At 59.2% G+C, this 14,873-nt stretch carries 17 protein-coding genes; 9 read left to right on the top strand and 8 right to left on the bottom strand.

Features of this window, described 5'->3' with window-relative positions; genetic code table 11:
* Window positions 1-8: 8 nt before the first annotated feature.
* From ALQ04_RS19420 to ALQ04_RS19390, 7 genes are all read right to left on the bottom strand, one after another.
* On the bottom strand, window positions 9-635 hold the full coding sequence (locus ALQ04_RS19420; RefSeq protein WP_122317360.1) for a response regulator transcription factor: 627 nt from the start codon (window positions 633-635) through the stop codon (window positions 9-11).
* Window positions 636-974: 339 nt separating this feature from the next.
* Entirely contained in the window at window positions 975-1,373 is a 399-nt protein-coding gene (locus ALQ04_RS19415) for a response regulator (RefSeq protein WP_122317359.1), read from the bottom strand.
* A 193-nt stretch (window positions 1,374-1,566) separates the two neighbouring features.
* Window positions 1,567-2,898 (bottom strand): deoxyguanosinetriphosphate triphosphohydrolase, encoded by a 1,332-nt coding sequence (locus tag ALQ04_RS19410; protein ID WP_122317358.1) that lies wholly within the window; start codon window positions 2,896-2,898, stop codon window positions 1,567-1,569.
* A 67-nt stretch (window positions 2,899-2,965) separates the two neighbouring features.
* Window positions 2,966-4,129, bottom strand: coding sequence for an EAL domain-containing protein (locus ALQ04_RS19405; RefSeq protein WP_122317357.1), 1,164 nt, complete (start codon window positions 4,127-4,129; stop codon window positions 2,966-2,968).
* Between the two features lie 118 nt (window positions 4,130-4,247).
* Window positions 4,248-4,589 carry a hypothetical protein gene (locus tag ALQ04_RS19400; RefSeq protein ID WP_122317356.1) on the bottom strand — a complete coding sequence of 114 codons (342 nt, stop codon included), beginning with the start codon at window positions 4,587-4,589 and terminating at the stop codon, window positions 4,248-4,250.
* Complete coding sequence (locus ALQ04_RS19395; protein WP_122317355.1) at window positions 4,586-4,978, bottom strand: phage holin family protein; 393 nt, start codon at window positions 4,976-4,978, stop codon at window positions 4,586-4,588. The genes ALQ04_RS19400 and ALQ04_RS19395 overlap by 4 nt, the downstream gene beginning before the upstream one ends.
* Before the next feature lie 4 nt (window positions 4,979-4,982).
* Window positions 4,983-5,297: a YqjD family protein gene (locus ALQ04_RS19390; protein WP_122317354.1), complete on the bottom strand. Its 315-nt coding sequence runs from the start codon at window positions 5,295-5,297 to the stop codon at window positions 4,983-4,985.
* 366 nt (window positions 5,298-5,663) lie between these two features.
* Here ALQ04_RS19390 and ALQ04_RS19385 point away from each other — a divergent pair, with 366 nt between their 5' ends.
* From ALQ04_RS19385 to pcaC, 9 genes are all read left to right on the top strand, one after another.
* A complete protein-coding gene (locus ALQ04_RS19385) occupies window positions 5,664-6,746 on the top strand; it encodes an acyltransferase (RefSeq protein ID WP_122317353.1) in 1,083 nt (360 codons plus the stop codon).
* A gap of 67 nt (window positions 6,747-6,813) precedes the next feature.
* Window positions 6,814-7,446, top strand: a complete 633-nt coding sequence (locus ALQ04_RS19380) for a hypothetical protein (protein ID WP_122317352.1) — start codon at window positions 6,814-6,816, stop codon at window positions 7,444-7,446.
* 64 nt (window positions 7,447-7,510) lie between these two features.
* Window positions 7,511-7,750, top strand: coding sequence for a glutaredoxin family protein (locus ALQ04_RS19375; RefSeq protein WP_122317351.1), 240 nt, complete (start codon window positions 7,511-7,513; stop codon window positions 7,748-7,750).
* Between the two features lie 39 nt (window positions 7,751-7,789).
* Window positions 7,790-8,719: a pca operon transcription factor PcaQ gene (gene pcaQ, locus ALQ04_RS19370; protein WP_122317350.1), complete on the top strand. Its 930-nt coding sequence runs from the start codon at window positions 7,790-7,792 to the stop codon at window positions 8,717-8,719.
* Between the two features lie 128 nt (window positions 8,720-8,847).
* Complete coding sequence (gene pcaH, locus ALQ04_RS19365) at window positions 8,848-9,567, top strand: protocatechuate 3,4-dioxygenase subunit beta (protein WP_122317349.1); 720 nt, start codon at window positions 8,848-8,850, stop codon at window positions 9,565-9,567.
* Between the two features lie 12 nt (window positions 9,568-9,579).
* Entirely contained in the window at window positions 9,580-10,182 is a 603-nt protein-coding gene (gene pcaG, locus ALQ04_RS19360; protein ID WP_122317348.1) for a protocatechuate 3,4-dioxygenase subunit alpha, read from the top strand.
* A 69-nt stretch (window positions 10,183-10,251) separates the two neighbouring features.
* A complete protein-coding gene (locus tag ALQ04_RS19355; RefSeq protein ID WP_122317347.1) occupies window positions 10,252-11,601 on the top strand; it encodes an MFS transporter in 1,350 nt (449 codons plus the stop codon).
* Window positions 11,602-11,624: 23 nt separating this feature from the next.
* Window positions 11,625-12,986, top strand: coding sequence for a 3-carboxy-cis,cis-muconate cycloisomerase (locus tag ALQ04_RS19350; RefSeq protein WP_122317346.1), 1,362 nt, complete (start codon window positions 11,625-11,627; stop codon window positions 12,984-12,986).
* Complete coding sequence (pcaC, locus tag ALQ04_RS19345) at window positions 12,983-13,381, top strand: 4-carboxymuconolactone decarboxylase (RefSeq protein ID WP_122317345.1); 399 nt, start codon at window positions 12,983-12,985, stop codon at window positions 13,379-13,381. Before ALQ04_RS19350 ends, pcaC begins: the two co-directional genes overlap by 4 nt.
* Window positions 13,382-13,436: 55 nt before the next feature.
* Here pcaC and ALQ04_RS19340 read toward each other — a convergent pair whose 3' ends face one another.
* A complete protein-coding gene (locus ALQ04_RS19340) occupies window positions 13,437-14,693 on the bottom strand; it encodes an OprD family porin (protein WP_122317344.1) in 1,257 nt (418 codons plus the stop codon).
* Window positions 14,694-14,873 lie beyond the last annotated feature (180 nt).

Below are 14,873 nucleotides of genomic sequence, written 5' to 3'. Positions count from 1 at the left end.
CCGGATTCTCACACTAGCGCGTTGCGTTTTGCCATCTCGATAAGTTCTACCAAGGTCTTGGTTTTCAGTTTCTGCATGAGGCGGGTCTTGTAAGTACTGACCGTCTTGTTGCTGAGGAACATGCCCTTGGCTATTTCCTTGTTGGAGCGTCCCTGGGCAAATAATTGCAGTACCATCAGTTCGCGATCATTTACCAGTTTGAACAGTTCTATTTCGCTGGGTTGCCCATCTTCGCGAACGGCCGGGGTCAATGCCTGACTGGGAAAGTAATTGTAGCCGGATAATACCGCTTTAACAGAACTCAGCAATTCGCTCAGGTCTTCCTGTTTGCACACATAACCGGCAGCGCCGGACTGCATGCAGCGAATGGCGAAGATATTCGGAGTCTGTGAGGTCAGCACCAGGATTTTCGATGACAGGCCCATGCTGTTGAAGCGGGCCAGCACTTCCAGGCCGTCGAGCTTGGGAATGCTGATGTCGAGGATGATCAGGTCGGGCATGCATTCGCGAACCATTTGCATGGCATCCACGCCGTTATCGGTTTCACCGACCACTTCGTAGTTTTCGTTTTCCAGCAGCATTCTGACGGCCAGGCGAATAACGGGGTGATCGTCGATGATAAAAACTGAGTTCATAATTCAATCCATACAAGCAGCGAAGAAAACGCGCACCTTAGCTCAGATGTTCAGGCAGGCACATGAATAGACCCGCTCGGCAGGTGTATATAGGAAAGTTCCTACAGTAATTAGAGTATCGGAGTACGTAAAAGCCCACGTCGGGAATTAGGTTTTTAAAAAATCAGTGTGTTCTAGTGTGTGGATTAGTTATTTGGTTTCATCCTGTTTATTACGTTTCGGAATTACCCTTCATCAAGGTCGTCGACTGCCTACACTGCAAAAGTGTATTGGCTGGCGCAGGGTCAGTCTGAAGTCAGGAGCAGTGGTATCGGCAGGTTTGGCTCGAAGGCCTGCAACTCAACTCCGCTCGGGCAGTTTGGCCAGCAGGCGGGACAGGTCAGGGCCGTGCAGCGGCTTGCTCAGGCAACCCAGTAGCGGCAGCCCTCGCTCAAGGGCCTGTTGCTCCAGTTCTTGCAGATGGGATGGGTCGAGGCCGCTGAGGACGATGGCCTGACGAATAAAGCCCTGTTGATAGGCCTGGTCGATCAGGTCGAAACCCAAGTGTTCGGGAAGGCACTGGTCACACAGGAGAAGGTCGTAGGGTTGCGCGCTGCGCTCCATGGCGGCCATGGCTTCCGGGGCGTTCAGGGCGGGAGTCAGCAGGAAGTATCCTTGATTGTTGAGCAGGATCTGGGTGGCGATCAGTTGAAAGGGGTGATCCTCTACCAGCAGGATTCGCAAGTCGTGTTTAAACATGAGGTTTCCGGCAAGGCGGCAGAGTGCCTGCTGGCGTTTGCCAGTTCGGCAGTTAAAGTGGCTGGATTATTGGGCGAGCTGCAAAGATCAGGCGATAGGACGTTTTTGGCCTGTTTGTAGGCTTTTTCTGAAGTTGCTGTGCATGGGCAGCCGTGACCGGATACTGAATCGACTGTATCCGGCCCACGGATACTTACATTTGCCCTGAACGACCGGTCATTTCTCTGGCCATTTCGGTGGCGTAGCTGTCGGTCATGCCTGCGATGAAGTCGATCATGCGCAGGAACGAAGTGTGCAATGGCGCCTTGGGGTCCGGTGCGCTATTGCCCAGCAGGTCGAGGATGCGCCGGTTCTTGAAGGATGGCGCCCGCCCGCCGAACTGTTCGACAGCCGCTCCACAGAAGGCATTGAGGAGGATTTCAAGGGTGGTATAGGCACCGATTTCATGCAGGGTCTTGCGCTTGTCCTGGAAAATCTTCCGCCGGGCGATGTCCTTGGCATTGAGCACACAGCGTTTGGCCGGGCCATGCATGTGCTCGACCAGATCGCCGGGCAATGTGCCGGCCAGCAAGGCGTCCTGCTGTTCGACGAAGGCGCGTGCTGCAGCGTTGGTCAGGTGCTCGATGGCCTTGCCTCGCAGAATGGCCAGTTTGCGCCGTCGCGAGTCTGAAGGCCCCAACTGGCGATAGGTTTCGGGCAGGTCGTCGCCTACCAGGCCCAGTAGCAGCGACTCGACCTCGGCGTAGTCCAGCAACTCCATTTCCAGGCCGTCTTCCAGATCGATCAGGGCATAGCAGATGTCATCGGCGGCTTCCATCAGGTACACCAGCGGATGGCGCGCCCAGCGTTGATCTTCGAGTTGTGGCAGGCCCAGTTTATGGGCGATCTGCTCAAGGATCGGCAGTTCGCTCTGGTAACAGCCGAACTTGTGCTTCTTGTAGCCCAGCGAGTCGGCATGCCGGGCCGTCCATGGGTATTTTAGATAAGTGCCCAGGGTGGCGTAGGTCAGGCGAGTGCCGCCGTCGAACTGGTGGTATTCCAGCTGGGTCAGGACCCGAAAGCCCTGGGCGTTGCCTTCAAAGTTGAGGAAGTCGTTGCGCTCGGTTTCGCTCATCGCATCGAGCCAGCCACGTCGGGCGGCCTGATTGAACCAGTTGCGAATCGCGTCTTCACCCGAATGGCCGAACGGTGGATTGCCGATGTCATGGGCCAGACAGGCCGATTGCACGACCATGCCCAGATCGCTGGGGTCGCACCAGTCGGGCAGGGCGCTGCGCAGGGTTTCACCGACGCGCATGCCCAGTGAACGGCCGACGCAACTGACTTCCAGCGAGTGGGTCAGGCGTGTGTGGATGTGGTCGTTGCTCGAAACCGGGTGTACTTGTGTCTTGCGTCCCAGGCGCCGGAATGCGCCCGAGAAGATGATGCGGTCATGGTCTTTGTGGAAAGGGCTGCGGCCCAGTTCTTCAGGGCTATGCAGCGGCTTGCCGAGTCGTTCGCGGTTGAGCAGGGTCTGCCAATCCAAGGCTTTCACTCCGTTATTTTCGAGGCATGCCTAGCTTCCCGGTTCGGCACCTGGACCGCAAGGGCTGTCACATCCCGGCGGCGTCGATATCGATCAGCAGCAGGCGATTGCCATTGTCGAAGAACTGCCCGGCGGTCAGGCAATACTGGTTGCTTGTTGCATCGCGATAAGTGTTGGACAGGGTCAGTCTGCGCTCGTCCCAACCTTCGGCCAGCAGGTGGTAGAAATAAGGTCGCCAGGACCAGTTATGGCCCAGATAGCGGGCATCGGCATGCCAGGCGCCATTGCGCCATTCCAGATTGGGCGTGAGTTGCGTGCCATGGCGGTCGCATTGATAGAAGCGCAGCAGCCACGGGTAATCCTGCAGATGGGGCAAATCGCTGACCGGCAGTTGCAGTTCGGCCCAGCGTTGCAGGAGCTGCATCAGTTGGCTGAGTTGCAGGCGCAGCCCCATCAGGCGGGCCCGCTCGGCGACTTTCTGCAAGACGTAGCGGTCACGCAATGCGGCAAACTGCGCCACGAAAGCATCGGTGGCGAAAAAGTCCAGCTCGCCCCTGGCGAACAGGTAACCCTGCACATAGCGCGAGCCGCACTCCAGGGCAAAATTCAGTTCGGCTTCGGTTTCCACGCCTTCGGCGATGATCCAGCAGCCGGTCTTTTCCGCCATCAAGGCCAGGGCCTTCACCACATCGCTGCTCGGCCCGCCACGGGCGGCGGCCTGAAACAGGCGCATGTCGAGCTTGAGGATGTCCGGTTGCAGGTCCAGGACGCGGTCCAGTTGCGAATAGCCGGCACCGAAGTCATCGATGGCGATCCGCGCTCCGGCCTCGCGGTAGCGGGCAACCACGTCGACCAGTCGCTGGCTGTCACCCCCCAGTTCGGTGATTTCAAACACGATGCGTTGCGGCGCAACATTGTGCCGCTGCAACTGTTCGAGACTGGGAAGGGCTTGTCCGGGGCGCAGTCGAGAAATCCAGCGTGGCGAGATATTGAGGCTGAGGAACCAGTCGTCGGGAGCTTCATGCAGACGGCTGAGGGCGTTGTCGCGGATCAACCGGTCCAGGCGGCGTAGCTCCGCGGCCGGGGTCTTGGGATCACTGAACAGTGCGCCGACCGATTGCAACTGGCCGTTTTCCTTGCGCATCCTTCCCAGAGCTTCAACACCTGCAATGCGGCCGGTAGCGGTGTCGATGAATGGCTGAAAACAGGCAAGCGGCTGCCCTTCGATCACAGGGTCCTCCTTAGTAGCATGCGAATACAACGACAAAGCCCGCCCCGGATTGGCTCCGGAGCGGGCGCTTGTCACATTTTGCAAGAGTTCGGCTTGCAAGAATACAGCCAGACAGGGATCAGCGTTTGTCTGTACGGTTCTGCAAGGCGACCTTGAGCAACGGCATCAGGGTGACGCCCAGCTTGATCATGCGACTCAGGGTGCTGGTACGTCCGCTCTTGGCTCCGCGACCGCTGAAGAAGCCCAACAGGGCAACCGCACCCATTCCCCACAAGGGCGCGTGCTTGATGCCCAGAGCACCTTGCCAATCGTTTCTCAGGCCACGCATCCGCTGCAAGGGTTGCAGCAGGTGCGCCGACTCATGACGTATTTCCTGGCGATGCATTTCCATGCGCAGGCGGATCAGCGCCTTGCGCAGCTCGCGCCGGGTATTGCCGCTGTGCGACTTGGGTTCGTTCATGGCATCAGTCGCTCACGGTCGTTGGCCAGCTCTTCGAGGGTTGCATTGAAGGGCGAGGACTCGTCAAAAATGGCCTCTTTCAGGCGCAAGGCACAGAACAGGCCGGCCAGCAGATAGAACGAGCACAGGCCAATGATGCCGGCCAGGCGATAGCTGTCCCACAGCACGATCAGCAGCAGCGCCGACAGACCGGTCAACAGCAGCAGGGCGAACACCAGCGCCAGTCCGGCGAACAGCAACAGGCTCAAGGTGCGGGCTTTCTGTTCCTGCAGTTCGATCCCGAACAGTTCCACATGGCTGTGCAGCAAACCGAGGAATGCAGCGCCCAGACGCCGTGGCGAAGAGCCCTGGTCAGCCTGAGGCGAACCTGATTCAGTTCCGAGGCTCATGGGCTCAGCGCCTCGTGGCCAGCAGGCCCAGAATGAACCCGACACCGGCAGCGATACCTACCGACTGCCATGGATTGTTCTGGACATAGTCTTCGGTGGCGATGACGGCGGCCTGGCCGCGTTCGCGCAGGGATTCTTCAGTCAGTTTCAGGGTTTCCCGGGCGCGCAACAGGCTTTCGTGAATCTGGCCGCGTAGCTCGTCTGCCTGATCACCGGCCAGGGTGGCGGTGTGTTCGAGCAGTTTTTCGGTGTCGGCGACCAGGGTCTGGAAGTCTGCCATCAATATGTCCTGAGCATTCTGTGCTGTTTGGCGAGCCATGGTTTTCTCCGTCAAGTGGCGTATGGATGTTTCGAGTGCGGTGCAATCGTGAAGGTTCATTTGAATTGCTGCATTCGCCTTGTGCCGGGCAGCTTGTGTCATGTGTTGGTGCGTGACTGTAGCGGACGCGCCAGTTTGGCGTGCATGTATCAAAGGTAATCCATTGTGAGAGATTTTGCGGGATTGTGCCTTATGCAGCTCGACCGGCTTCCTTGTGTGCAAATGGCAACGGGCATGAATGAGCAGCATGAGTCGGGGTTTCATAATTCCAGTGCTTGGCTATGCTCTCTATCGAAATGCAGGGTCAGTAATTCTGGTAGTACTGCGTTGCCCTGAAGGCAGCGCCGGTCAGTGATGGAGAAAGGCATGGAGCGGCTGTATTCCCTGCAAGGGCTCAGGGGCGTGGCGGTGTTGGGCGTCGTGCTGTTCCATATGATGTCGTTGGAGGAGAGATATTCCGGGGGCGATATTCTTCTGCCGCCTTTTATCGATTTTTTCCAGTTGGGCGTCGATCTGTTCTTTGTCATCAGCGGCTTCGTGATGGTGATCGTCAGTCGTGGGCGTTTCCAGAACCTCGTCGAGACTCAGCGTTTTCTGTTCAATCGGGTTTCGCGGATCTATCCCACCTACTGGCTGTATTTTTTCATCACGCTGGGCGTGTATCTGGTCATGCCGGGCATGGTCAACAGCGGGCATGGGTCCTCCAATCTGCTGATGTCCTTCCTGCTGCTGCCCAACGACAAGGTCTTGCTGGTGATGGTGGCCTGGTCGCTGCTGTTCGAGCTGTGGTTCTACCTGATGTTTACCGGCTTTCTGTTTTTTCGCGAGCGGAGCCTGCCATTGCTGCTGGCGATCTGGGCCGCAGTCATCGTGGTGTTCAATACCCTGGAGAACTGGGAGGACTACTCGCCGGCCCTGAAGATCATCCTGCATCCCTATTCGCTGGAGTTCATCATCGGCGTGGCGCTGGCACTGTTTTTCTATGGGCCGCACAGTGCTCGGGTATCGACGACAAACGTCTGGGTGTTGCTGGGAATTGCGCTGGTCGGCATGCCGCTGATTGGCTTCTATCGTCTTTACGACAGCCAGGGCCTGTTGCGCATGCTGGCCGTGGGCGCGACCTTCGGGGCACTGGTGCTGGCCCTGGCCCTGTTGGAGCGGCGGAAAAAGATCGAAATCCCCAAGTTCCTGGTCGCTGTAGGTGATATGTCCTACACGGTATATCTGTCGCATCTGTTGGTGCTGGGTGTGATCGGTCGAGTATGGGGTTTGGCAGGCGCATGGCCCGAGAGCTATCTGGACAATGTGTTCTTCGCATTGCTGATGATGGCGGCCGTGGTGTGTTACGGCTGGGTAGGCTACCGCTGTTTCGAGAAGCCGGTGCTCGACCGCGCCACGGCGTTCTGTAAACGGCGCTTTAGAACTGACGCGCGGATGGTGGGCTCATAGAAAAACATGTCTGGCGAGCGGCCACGGGTTTCTGCTGTGATGCACGGCCATCTCAGGAACCTTGCAGATGCTCTTGCAGACACTTACGCCCTACGGTGGCATCACGGTCATGTTTCCGGCCGCACTGGTCATTGGCGGCTGGCTGTGGACCAGCCGATCCCGAACGGCGGCGCTGCTCTGGGGCCTGACCCTGCTGGTGGCGTACTCGATTGTGGTTGCCAGCAAGATCCTGTTCAAAGGCTGGGGCGTGGCGCTGGACAGTCTGGGAGTCTACGTCCTCAGCGGTCATGCCATGAATACCTGCCTGGTGCTGACCGTCGGCCTGAGTCTGCTGGCCCGGCAGCTCAGGCACTCGCTGCGCTGGCCAGCCGCTGCCCTGGGCCTGCTGCTGGGCTGGTTGTTCAGTCTGTATTGCGTAGCGCCGTTCATTCATCCGCTGGCCGAAGCGGTCGCCGGTGCCTTGCTCGGTTCGCTCGCGGCCTGTGTATTTCTCGCTTGCCTGGAGCATCACTCCGGAACACGGATTCCTTCCACGGCAGTCATGACCGGGCTGCTGTTGATTGCCATCAGCAGCACGACCACCAAGTACAACGCCGAAAAACTGCTTGACCGGATTTCAACCGGCATGTCCGGTTCGGAGGAAGCTTTCAGGCAGCCGCAATGGCGCGGTACGCCGCCATTGGAAAGCGGCTCGCACTGAAGAGCCAGGCGTTTTAGAATGGCCCGTGCGTTTTCTTTCACTTCAGTCGCTGAGGATGTTTTGCATGCCTCCCGAATGCCAATTGTTCGGAACCCTGGGTTGTCACCTCTGTGAGGTCGCTGAAGCGGTCCTGCTGCCGTTTGTCGAACATGGTCTGCTGGTCGAGTTGCTGGATATCGCTGAGCATGAGTCGCTGTTCGAGGACTATGGCCTGCGGATTCCGGTGTTGCGCCGCATCGATACCGGCGCCGAACTGGACTGGCCCTTCGACAGCGAACAGGTAGCGTTTTTTCTGAGCAGATAAACAGCCTTAATCCTCCCATTTCACAAGGCCCGGCGCGCGTTGAATATCGATACCCGCATCAAGTTTCGTCATCTGGTGTGTTTTCTCGAAGTGGCGCGCCAGGGCAGTCTGGCTCGGGCCTGCGATGCACTGGCTATCAGCCAGCCAGCGTTGTCGAAGAGCCTCAAGGAACTGGAAACCCTGCTGGAAACCACGCTGTTCGTGCGCAGCAAGAGCGGGGCGGCGCTGACCGAGGCGGGCGTGGCGTTCATGCGTTTTGCCGGACCGAGCGTGCAGGCCCTGCGTGAAGGTGTCAGCAGCTTGCGCTCGGGGGAGCATGAAACGGTTACCGCTCGTCTGGGTGTGCTGTCTACGGCCGAAAGCCTGCTGGTGCCTGAAGTCATCAGCCGGTTGCATGCCCGGCATCCGGCTCTGGTGGTCAGCGTGATGACCGGCCCGAGTGCCTATCTGCTTTCGCAACTGCGCGTCGGCGAACTGGATCTGGTGGTCGGGCGCATGACCGATAGCCCGCAGATCCAGGGCCTGACCTTCGAGCACCTGTACAACGAGTCGATGACCCTGGTGGTCCGCAGCGATCATCCGTTGCTGGCGGCGCCGCTCAAGCGCGAAAGCCTGGAAGACTTCCCGCTGGTCCTGCCGCTGGCCGGAACCACGATCCGCAAGTTCGCCGACAGCCTGTTCGTGCAATACGGCATCCAGCCGCCACGCCAGCGTCTGGAAACCCTGTCGCTGACCCTGAGCCGGCGTTATGTGCAGTGCAGCAACGCGATCTGGATTGCGCCGCTGGATGCGGTTCTGCAGGAGTTGCAGAGCGGCACCCTGGTAGAGCTGGACATGGGGATTCGCGAGCCGGGCGGTTCCGTCGGCCTGTGCAGCAATCCGGCATTGCCTTTGTCACGGGCTGCCCAGTGGTGTGTGGACGAGTTGCGAGGGGTAGGCGCAGCCTATCGTGAAGGGCGCTATACATAACCATTTGGTTATGGATGCTGCGATTATTTTCATTTTTCGACCGGTTTTTATCACGCGACACTTCGCCGCAGCCTGCAGCGCAAGTGATCGACACTTGCGCGCTCCATAAGAAAAACAAGGAGAACGCCATGTCTGTCGCGGACAATAGCCGTTTCGTCATTCGGGATCGTAATTGGCATCCCAAAGCTCTGACCCCGGATTACAAGACCTCGATCCTGCGCTCACCGCGCCAGGCGCTGGTCAGTATTCCGCAATCCGTTTCCGAAACCAGCGGCCCGGATTTCTCGCACCTCAAGTTCGGTCATCACGACAACGATCTGTTGCTCAACTTCAACAACGGTGGCTTGCCCATCGGTGAGCGAATCATCGTCGCCGGTCGGGTCTGCGATCAGTACGGCAAGCCGATCCCGCACACGCTGGTAGAAATCTGGCAAGCCAATGCCGGTGGCCGCTATCGCCACAAGCGCGACAGCTACCTGGCGCCCATCGACCCCAATTTCGGCGGCGTGGGCCGGACTCTGACCGACAGCGAAGGCAACTACAGCTTCCGCACCGTCAAACCAGGCCCGTACCCTTGGCGCAACGGCCCCAACGACTGGCGTCCGGCGCATATCCATGTCTCGGTCAGCGGTCCTTCAATTGCTACCCGCCTGATTACCCAGTTGTATTTCGAGGGTGATCCGCTGATTCCGATCTGCCCGATCGTCAAGTCGATTGTCAACCCGGACGCGGTCCAGAGCCTGATTGCCCGGCTCGACCTCGGCATGGGCAATCCGATGGATTGCCTGGCGTATCGCTTCGATATCGTTCTGCGCGGCCAGCGCAAGACGCACTTTGAAAACTGCTGAGGAGGTTTCGACATGCCCGTTCAACTGTTGCAGGAAACACCTTCGCAGACTGCTGGCCCTTATGTGCATATCGGTCTGGCGCTGGAAGTCGCCGGAAACCCGACCCGCGAGCTGGAAATCGGCAACGAGATGGCCAGGCCCGGCGCTCCGGGCGAGCACATCCTCTTGCTGGGCAATGTCTACGATGGCAATGGCCACCTGATCCGCGATGCCTTTCTGGAGTTCTGGCAGGCTGATCACAACGGCGTGTATGACAGCGTCTACGGCGCGGACAAGCCCTTCAACGGCTTTGGCCGTAGCGCGACGGGAGATGATGGTCTGTGGACGCTCAAGACCATCAAGCCGGGTGTGGTGCGCAATGCGGCCGGGGTGCCGATGGCCGCTCATATCAACGTTTCGCTGTTTGCCCGTGGAATCAATATCCATTTGCAGACGCGGCTGTATTTCGACGACGAGCAACAGGCCAATGCAGTCGATCCGGTGCTCAACCTGATCGAACAGCCACCGCGTCGCGAAACCCTGATAGCCCGGCGTTGCAGTGTCGACGGTCAACTGGCCTATCGTTTCGATATTCAGGTCCAGGGTGAAGGAGAAACAGTGTTCTTCGACTTCTGATCGATTCTTGCGTGCGTGACATGGCGCCTGCATTGGCAGGCGACCTTATAAAAATAAAAGGAAACATCCATGACGCTTTCAGCTCGCGGGCCCGCCACGGGAACGCTCGACGTGCAGGTTTTCATCAATAGTCAGCCGCTGTCGAGGTATCAATGGCGGATTGTTGCGTTGTGCTTTCTGATCGTCTTTCTCGACGGTCTGGACACTGCCGCGATGGGCTTTATCGCGCCGGCCCTGAGCCAGGATTGGGGCATTGACCGTTCCAGCCTGGGGCCGGTGATGAGTGCCGCCTTGATCGGCATGGTATTCGGTGCACTGGGTTCGGGGCCGCTGGCTGACCGTTTCGGTCGCAAGGTGGTGCTGGTGGTCGCCGTGTTTCTGTTCGGGCTGTTCAGTCTGCTTTCGGCCTACAGCAGCAATATCGAACAACTGCTGATCCTGCGTCTGCTGACCGGATTGGGCCTGGGTGCAGCCATGCCCAATGCGACCACGCTGTTGTCCGAATACACCCCGGAACGCCTCAAGTCCTTACTGGTGACCAGCATGTTCTGCGGCTTCAATCTGGGCATGGCGTGTGGCGGGTTCGTCTCGGCAAAAATGATTCCCAGCCTGGGCTGGCACAGTCTGCTGATGCTTGGCGGTATCCTGCCGTTGCTGCTGGCGGTGGTGCTGATGATCTGGCTGCCGGAGTCGGCGCGTTTTCTGGTGGTGCGCAATCGCGGTGCCGAGCGGATTCGCAAGGTGCTGGCGCCGATTGCGCCGCTTGAAGTGGCGGGTGTCACGGGGTTCAGCGTTCCCGAGCAGAAGACTGTCAGCAGCCGCAATGTGCTGAAGGTGATCTTCTCCGGCACCTACAGCGCGGGCACCTTGCTGCTGTGGCTGACTTATTTCATGGGGCTGGTGATCGTTTACCTGTTGACCAGCTGGCTGCCGACCTTGATGCGCGACAGCGGCGCAAGCATGGAACAGTCGGCGTTCATTGGTGCCCTGTTCCAGTTCGGCGGGGTGCTCAGTGCGGTGGGTGTCGGCTGGGCCATGGATCGTTTCAACCCGCATAAAGTGATTGGCGTGGCCTATGCGCTGGCCGGTGTGTTCGCCTGGCTGGTCGGGCAAAGCCTGAATAATGTTGCGCTGTTGGCGACTCTGGTACTGGTGGCGGGCATGTGCATCAATGGTGCGCAGTCGGCAATGCCTTCGCTGGCTGCCCGTTTCTATCCGACCCAGGGCCGCGCTACCGGCGTTTCCTGGATGTTGGGGATTGGCCGCTTTGGTGCGATTCTCGGTGCCTGGGCCGGTGCGACCCTGCTGGGGCTGGGCTGGAGTTTCGAGCAGGTGCTGACGGCACTGGTGGTCCCGGCGGCGCTGGCGGCGCTGGCGATTCTGATCAAGGGTTGGGTCAGCCATGCTGACGCCACCTGATTTTCTGACTCTGGAGCGGTGATGTGAGCAGACCGAACAATCAACTTTTCGATGCCTATTTCACTCAGGCCGGGATGCGCGGGATTTTCTCCGACTGCGGGCGCGTGCAGGGCATGCTGGATTTCGAGGCAGCACTGGCCAGGGCTCAGGCGCGGGTTGGTCTGATTCCCGCTGAAGTGGTGGCCCATATCGAGCAAGGCTGCCGCGCCGAGCTGTTCGATTTCGATGCATTGGCGATTGCCATCGGCAATGCGGGCAATTCGGCGATTCCACTGGTCAAGGCTCTGGGCAAGCAGATTGCCCGGAGCAACCCTGAAGCCGAACGCTATGTGCACATGGGTGCCACCAGCCAGGATGTCATGGACAGCGGGCTGGTTTTGCAATTGCGCCGGGCCATTGAGTTGCTGGAGCAGGATCTGGAGCAACTGGCCGAAGCGCTGGCCGGGCAGGCCCTGCGTCATGCGCAAACGCCTTTGGCGGGACGTACCTGGTTGCAACAGGCGACGCCGGTGACCCTGGGCATGAAGATCGCAGGCTGGCTGGGGGCAGTGACGCGCCATCGCCAGCGTCTGGACGAAATCAAGCCACGCCTGCTCTGTCTGCAATTCGGCGGCGCTTCCGGCAGTCTGGCAGCCTTGGGCGATCAGGCTTTCGCGGTGGCCGAGGCGCTGGCGGACGAACTGCACCTGAATGTGCCCGAGCAGCCCTGGCATACCCAGCGCGATCGGCTGGTTGAGTTCGCCAGTCTGCTGGGCATGATCGCCGGAAGTCTGGGCAAGCTGGGTCGGGACATCAGCCTGTTGATGCAGACCGAAGTAGGCGAAGTGTTCGAGCCGGCGGCGGCAGGCAAGGGCGGTTCCTCGACCATGCCGCACAAGCGTAATCCGGTGGGCGCGGCGGTGATGATCGGTGCCGCGACCCGCGCACCGGGGCTGGTTGCGACCATGTTGGCGGCCATGCCACAGGAGCACGAACGCAGCCTCGGGCTGTGGCATGCCGAGTGGGAAACCCTGCCTGAACTGTGTTGCCTGGTATCCGGTTCGTTGCAGCAGGCCTTGCTGGTTGTGCCAGGCCTGGAAGTCGATGAACAGCGCATGTTGAGCAATCTGCAATCTACCCGGGGACTGGTGCTGGCCGAAGCGGTCAGCATTGCCCTGGCGCAACGTATCGGTCGCGATGCGGCTCATCATCTGGTTGAGCAGAACTGCCGGCGTGCCGTCCAGCAGGACGCTCATCTGCGTCAGGTACTGGGCGAGGATCCGCAGGTTACCGCTCAACTGTCATCCCTGGAGCTGGATCGCCTGCTCGATCCGGCCCATTACCTTGGCCAGGCCCGACTCTGGGTCGAACGTGCCGTGGCTGAACACACAAGGATCAAGCAATGAACGAAGAACAACGTTACCAGGCCGGCATGCAGGTCCGTCGTGCGGTGCTGGGCGATGCCCATGTCGATAACAGCCTGAAAAAACTGACCCCGTTCAACGAAGAGTTTCAGGAAATGATCACCCGCCATGCCTGGGGTGACATCTGGACCCGTCCCGGCCTGCCGCGCCATACCCGCAGCCTGATCACCATCGCCATGTTGATCGGTATGAATCGCGAAGGGGAGTTGCGCCTGCATCTCAAGGCCGCCAAAAACAATGGCGTGACCCGTGAGGAGATTAAGGAGGTACTGATGCAGAGTGCGATCTATTGCGGGATTCCGGCCGCCAATGCGACTTTCCATCTGGCCGAGGAAGTCTGGGACGAGATGGGTGTGGAGTCATTCAACAAGGACTGATCAAGCTGCATTGCAAGTGCCGCCGGGGAAGTCATTCCCCGGCGGCTTTCGGCTATCAGAGAAACGACAGCGGATAACTGACGATCAGCCGGTTCTCGTCGAACTGGTTGGTGCTGTAGTCGCGGCGCATGCTGGAGTTGCGCCATTTGACCGACAGGTTCTTCAGCGAGCCTGCCTGGATGACGTAGGCCAGCTCCGATTCCCGGGCCCATTCTTCGCCGTTGGTGATGGTGCCGGTGTGTACGTTTTCGCCACTGATATAGCGGTTCATCAGGGTCAGGCCGGGTACGCCGAGCGCGGCGAAATCATAGTCGTGACGCAGTTGCCAGGAGCGCTCCTTGGCGTTTTCAAAGCTGGAGTTGTAGCTGTCGTTGGCCAGGGTTCCGCCACTGGTGCCATTGACCCGCATCCAGGCGCTGTCGCCGCTGACTTTCTGCAGACCGAGGTAGAAAGTACTGCTGCCGTGACGGGCCGAGAGCATGGCCGACCAGGTCTTGTTGTCCATATCGCCAGCCAGCGAGCTGCCGTCATCCTTGCCTTTGAAGAAACCGAGGTTGGCGCCCAGCACCCAGTTGCCCAATGGCTGGCTATGCACCACATTGAGGTACTGCTGCTGGTAAATGTCTTCGAGCTGGGCGTACCAGAGGCCGACCAGAGTGCGTTTTTCGTTGAAGGTGTATTCGCCGCCGCCAAAATTGAAACGGTCGGAGGTGAAGGCTGCGCGCCCCTGCATCGACATGTCTTCCATGCTGGCATCGTTACGCGGGCTGTTGGCGCGGAACTGGCCGCCGTAGAGCGTCAGGCCGTCGATTTCCTTTGAGGTGATCTGGCCACCGCGAAAGGTCTGCGGCAGCGAGCGGCCATCGTCAGAGCGCAGGATAGGCAGCACTGGCATCCATTCGCCGACTTTCAGTTCGGTCTTGGAAAAGCGTGCCTTGGCGGCAACGCCCAGGCGTCCGAAATCATCGGCTGGGCGGCCATCACCATGAATCGGCAGCAACTGGGTACCGCCGGAACCTTTACCGCCATCGAGCTTGAGGGAGTAGAGCCCCAATACATCGACACCAAAGCCGACAGTGCCCTGAGTGAAACCGGAGCGGGCATCGAGAATGAAGTTCTGGGTCCATTCCTGAGCGCCACTCTGGGCGTTGTCGGGGTCGACGAAGTTGCGGTTGATAAAGAAGTTGCGTAGGTTCAAGCCCACCTTGGCGTCCTCGACGAAGCCTGCGGCCTGGGTGAGGGACGGGGTGATAACGGCGGTGAGGGTCGCAGACAAGCCGCAAAGGATTTTGCAGTGATGTTTCAAGCGCATGAGGTAGGAGCCTTCTTATCATTATGTGGGCAGTACAACTGGCTTTGATAGTAAAGACCAAAGATGCGGCTGCAATTGGAAAAATACTATTTTGTGCGATTATCGACCATGAATTAACTGGTTGGAACATTTTTCTGGAAAAGCCCCGGATACTGCCAGGGATGTTTGCTTGCTGAGGGG

It is taken from the genome of Pseudomonas cichorii, from assembly GCF_003700275.1.
GTDB lineage: Bacteria > Pseudomonadota > Gammaproteobacteria > Pseudomonadales > Pseudomonadaceae > Aquipseudomonas > Aquipseudomonas cichorii_B.
This window is presented reverse-complemented; position numbering and strand designations above follow the sequence as displayed.

Bases quoted from the DNA above. Each gene is read 5' to 3' on its own strand.
- ALQ04_RS19355 (WP_122317347.1), top strand. From the start codon at position 10,252: ATGACGCTTTCAGCTCGCGGGCCCGCCACGGGAACGCTCGACGTGCAG.
- ALQ04_RS19375 (WP_122317351.1), top strand. From the start codon at position 7,511: ATGCCTCCCGAATGCCAATTGTTCGGAACCCTGGGTTGTCACCTCTGT.
- ALQ04_RS19415 (WP_122317359.1), bottom strand. From the start codon at position 1,373: ATGTTTAAACACGACTTGCGAATCCTGCTGGTAGAGGATCACCCCTTT.
- ALQ04_RS19420 (WP_122317360.1), bottom strand. From the start codon at position 635: ATGAACTCAGTTTTTATCATCGACGATCACCCCGTTATTCGCCTGGCC.
- ALQ04_RS19380 (WP_122317352.1), top strand. From the start codon at position 6,814: ATGCTCTTGCAGACACTTACGCCCTACGGTGGCATCACGGTCATGTTT.
- ALQ04_RS19390 (WP_122317354.1), bottom strand. From the start codon at position 5,297: ATGGCTCGCCAAACAGCACAGAATGCTCAGGACATATTGATGGCAGAC.
- ALQ04_RS19400 (WP_122317356.1), bottom strand. From the start codon at position 4,589: ATGAACGAACCCAAGTCGCACAGCGGCAATACCCGGCGCGAGCTGCGC.
- pcaG (WP_122317348.1), top strand. From the start codon at position 9,580: ATGCCCGTTCAACTGTTGCAGGAAACACCTTCGCAGACTGCTGGCCCT.
- ALQ04_RS19340 (WP_122317344.1), bottom strand. From the start codon at position 14,693: ATGCGCTTGAAACATCACTGCAAAATCCTTTGCGGCTTGTCTGCGACC.
- ALQ04_RS19385 (WP_122317353.1), top strand. From the start codon at position 5,664: ATGGAGCGGCTGTATTCCCTGCAAGGGCTCAGGGGCGTGGCGGTGTTG.
- pcaH (WP_122317349.1), top strand. From the start codon at position 8,848: ATGTCTGTCGCGGACAATAGCCGTTTCGTCATTCGGGATCGTAATTGG.
- pcaC (WP_122317345.1), top strand. From the start codon at position 12,983: ATGAACGAAGAACAACGTTACCAGGCCGGCATGCAGGTCCGTCGTGCG.
- ALQ04_RS19395 (WP_122317355.1), bottom strand. From the start codon at position 4,978: ATGAGCCTCGGAACTGAATCAGGTTCGCCTCAGGCTGACCAGGGCTCT.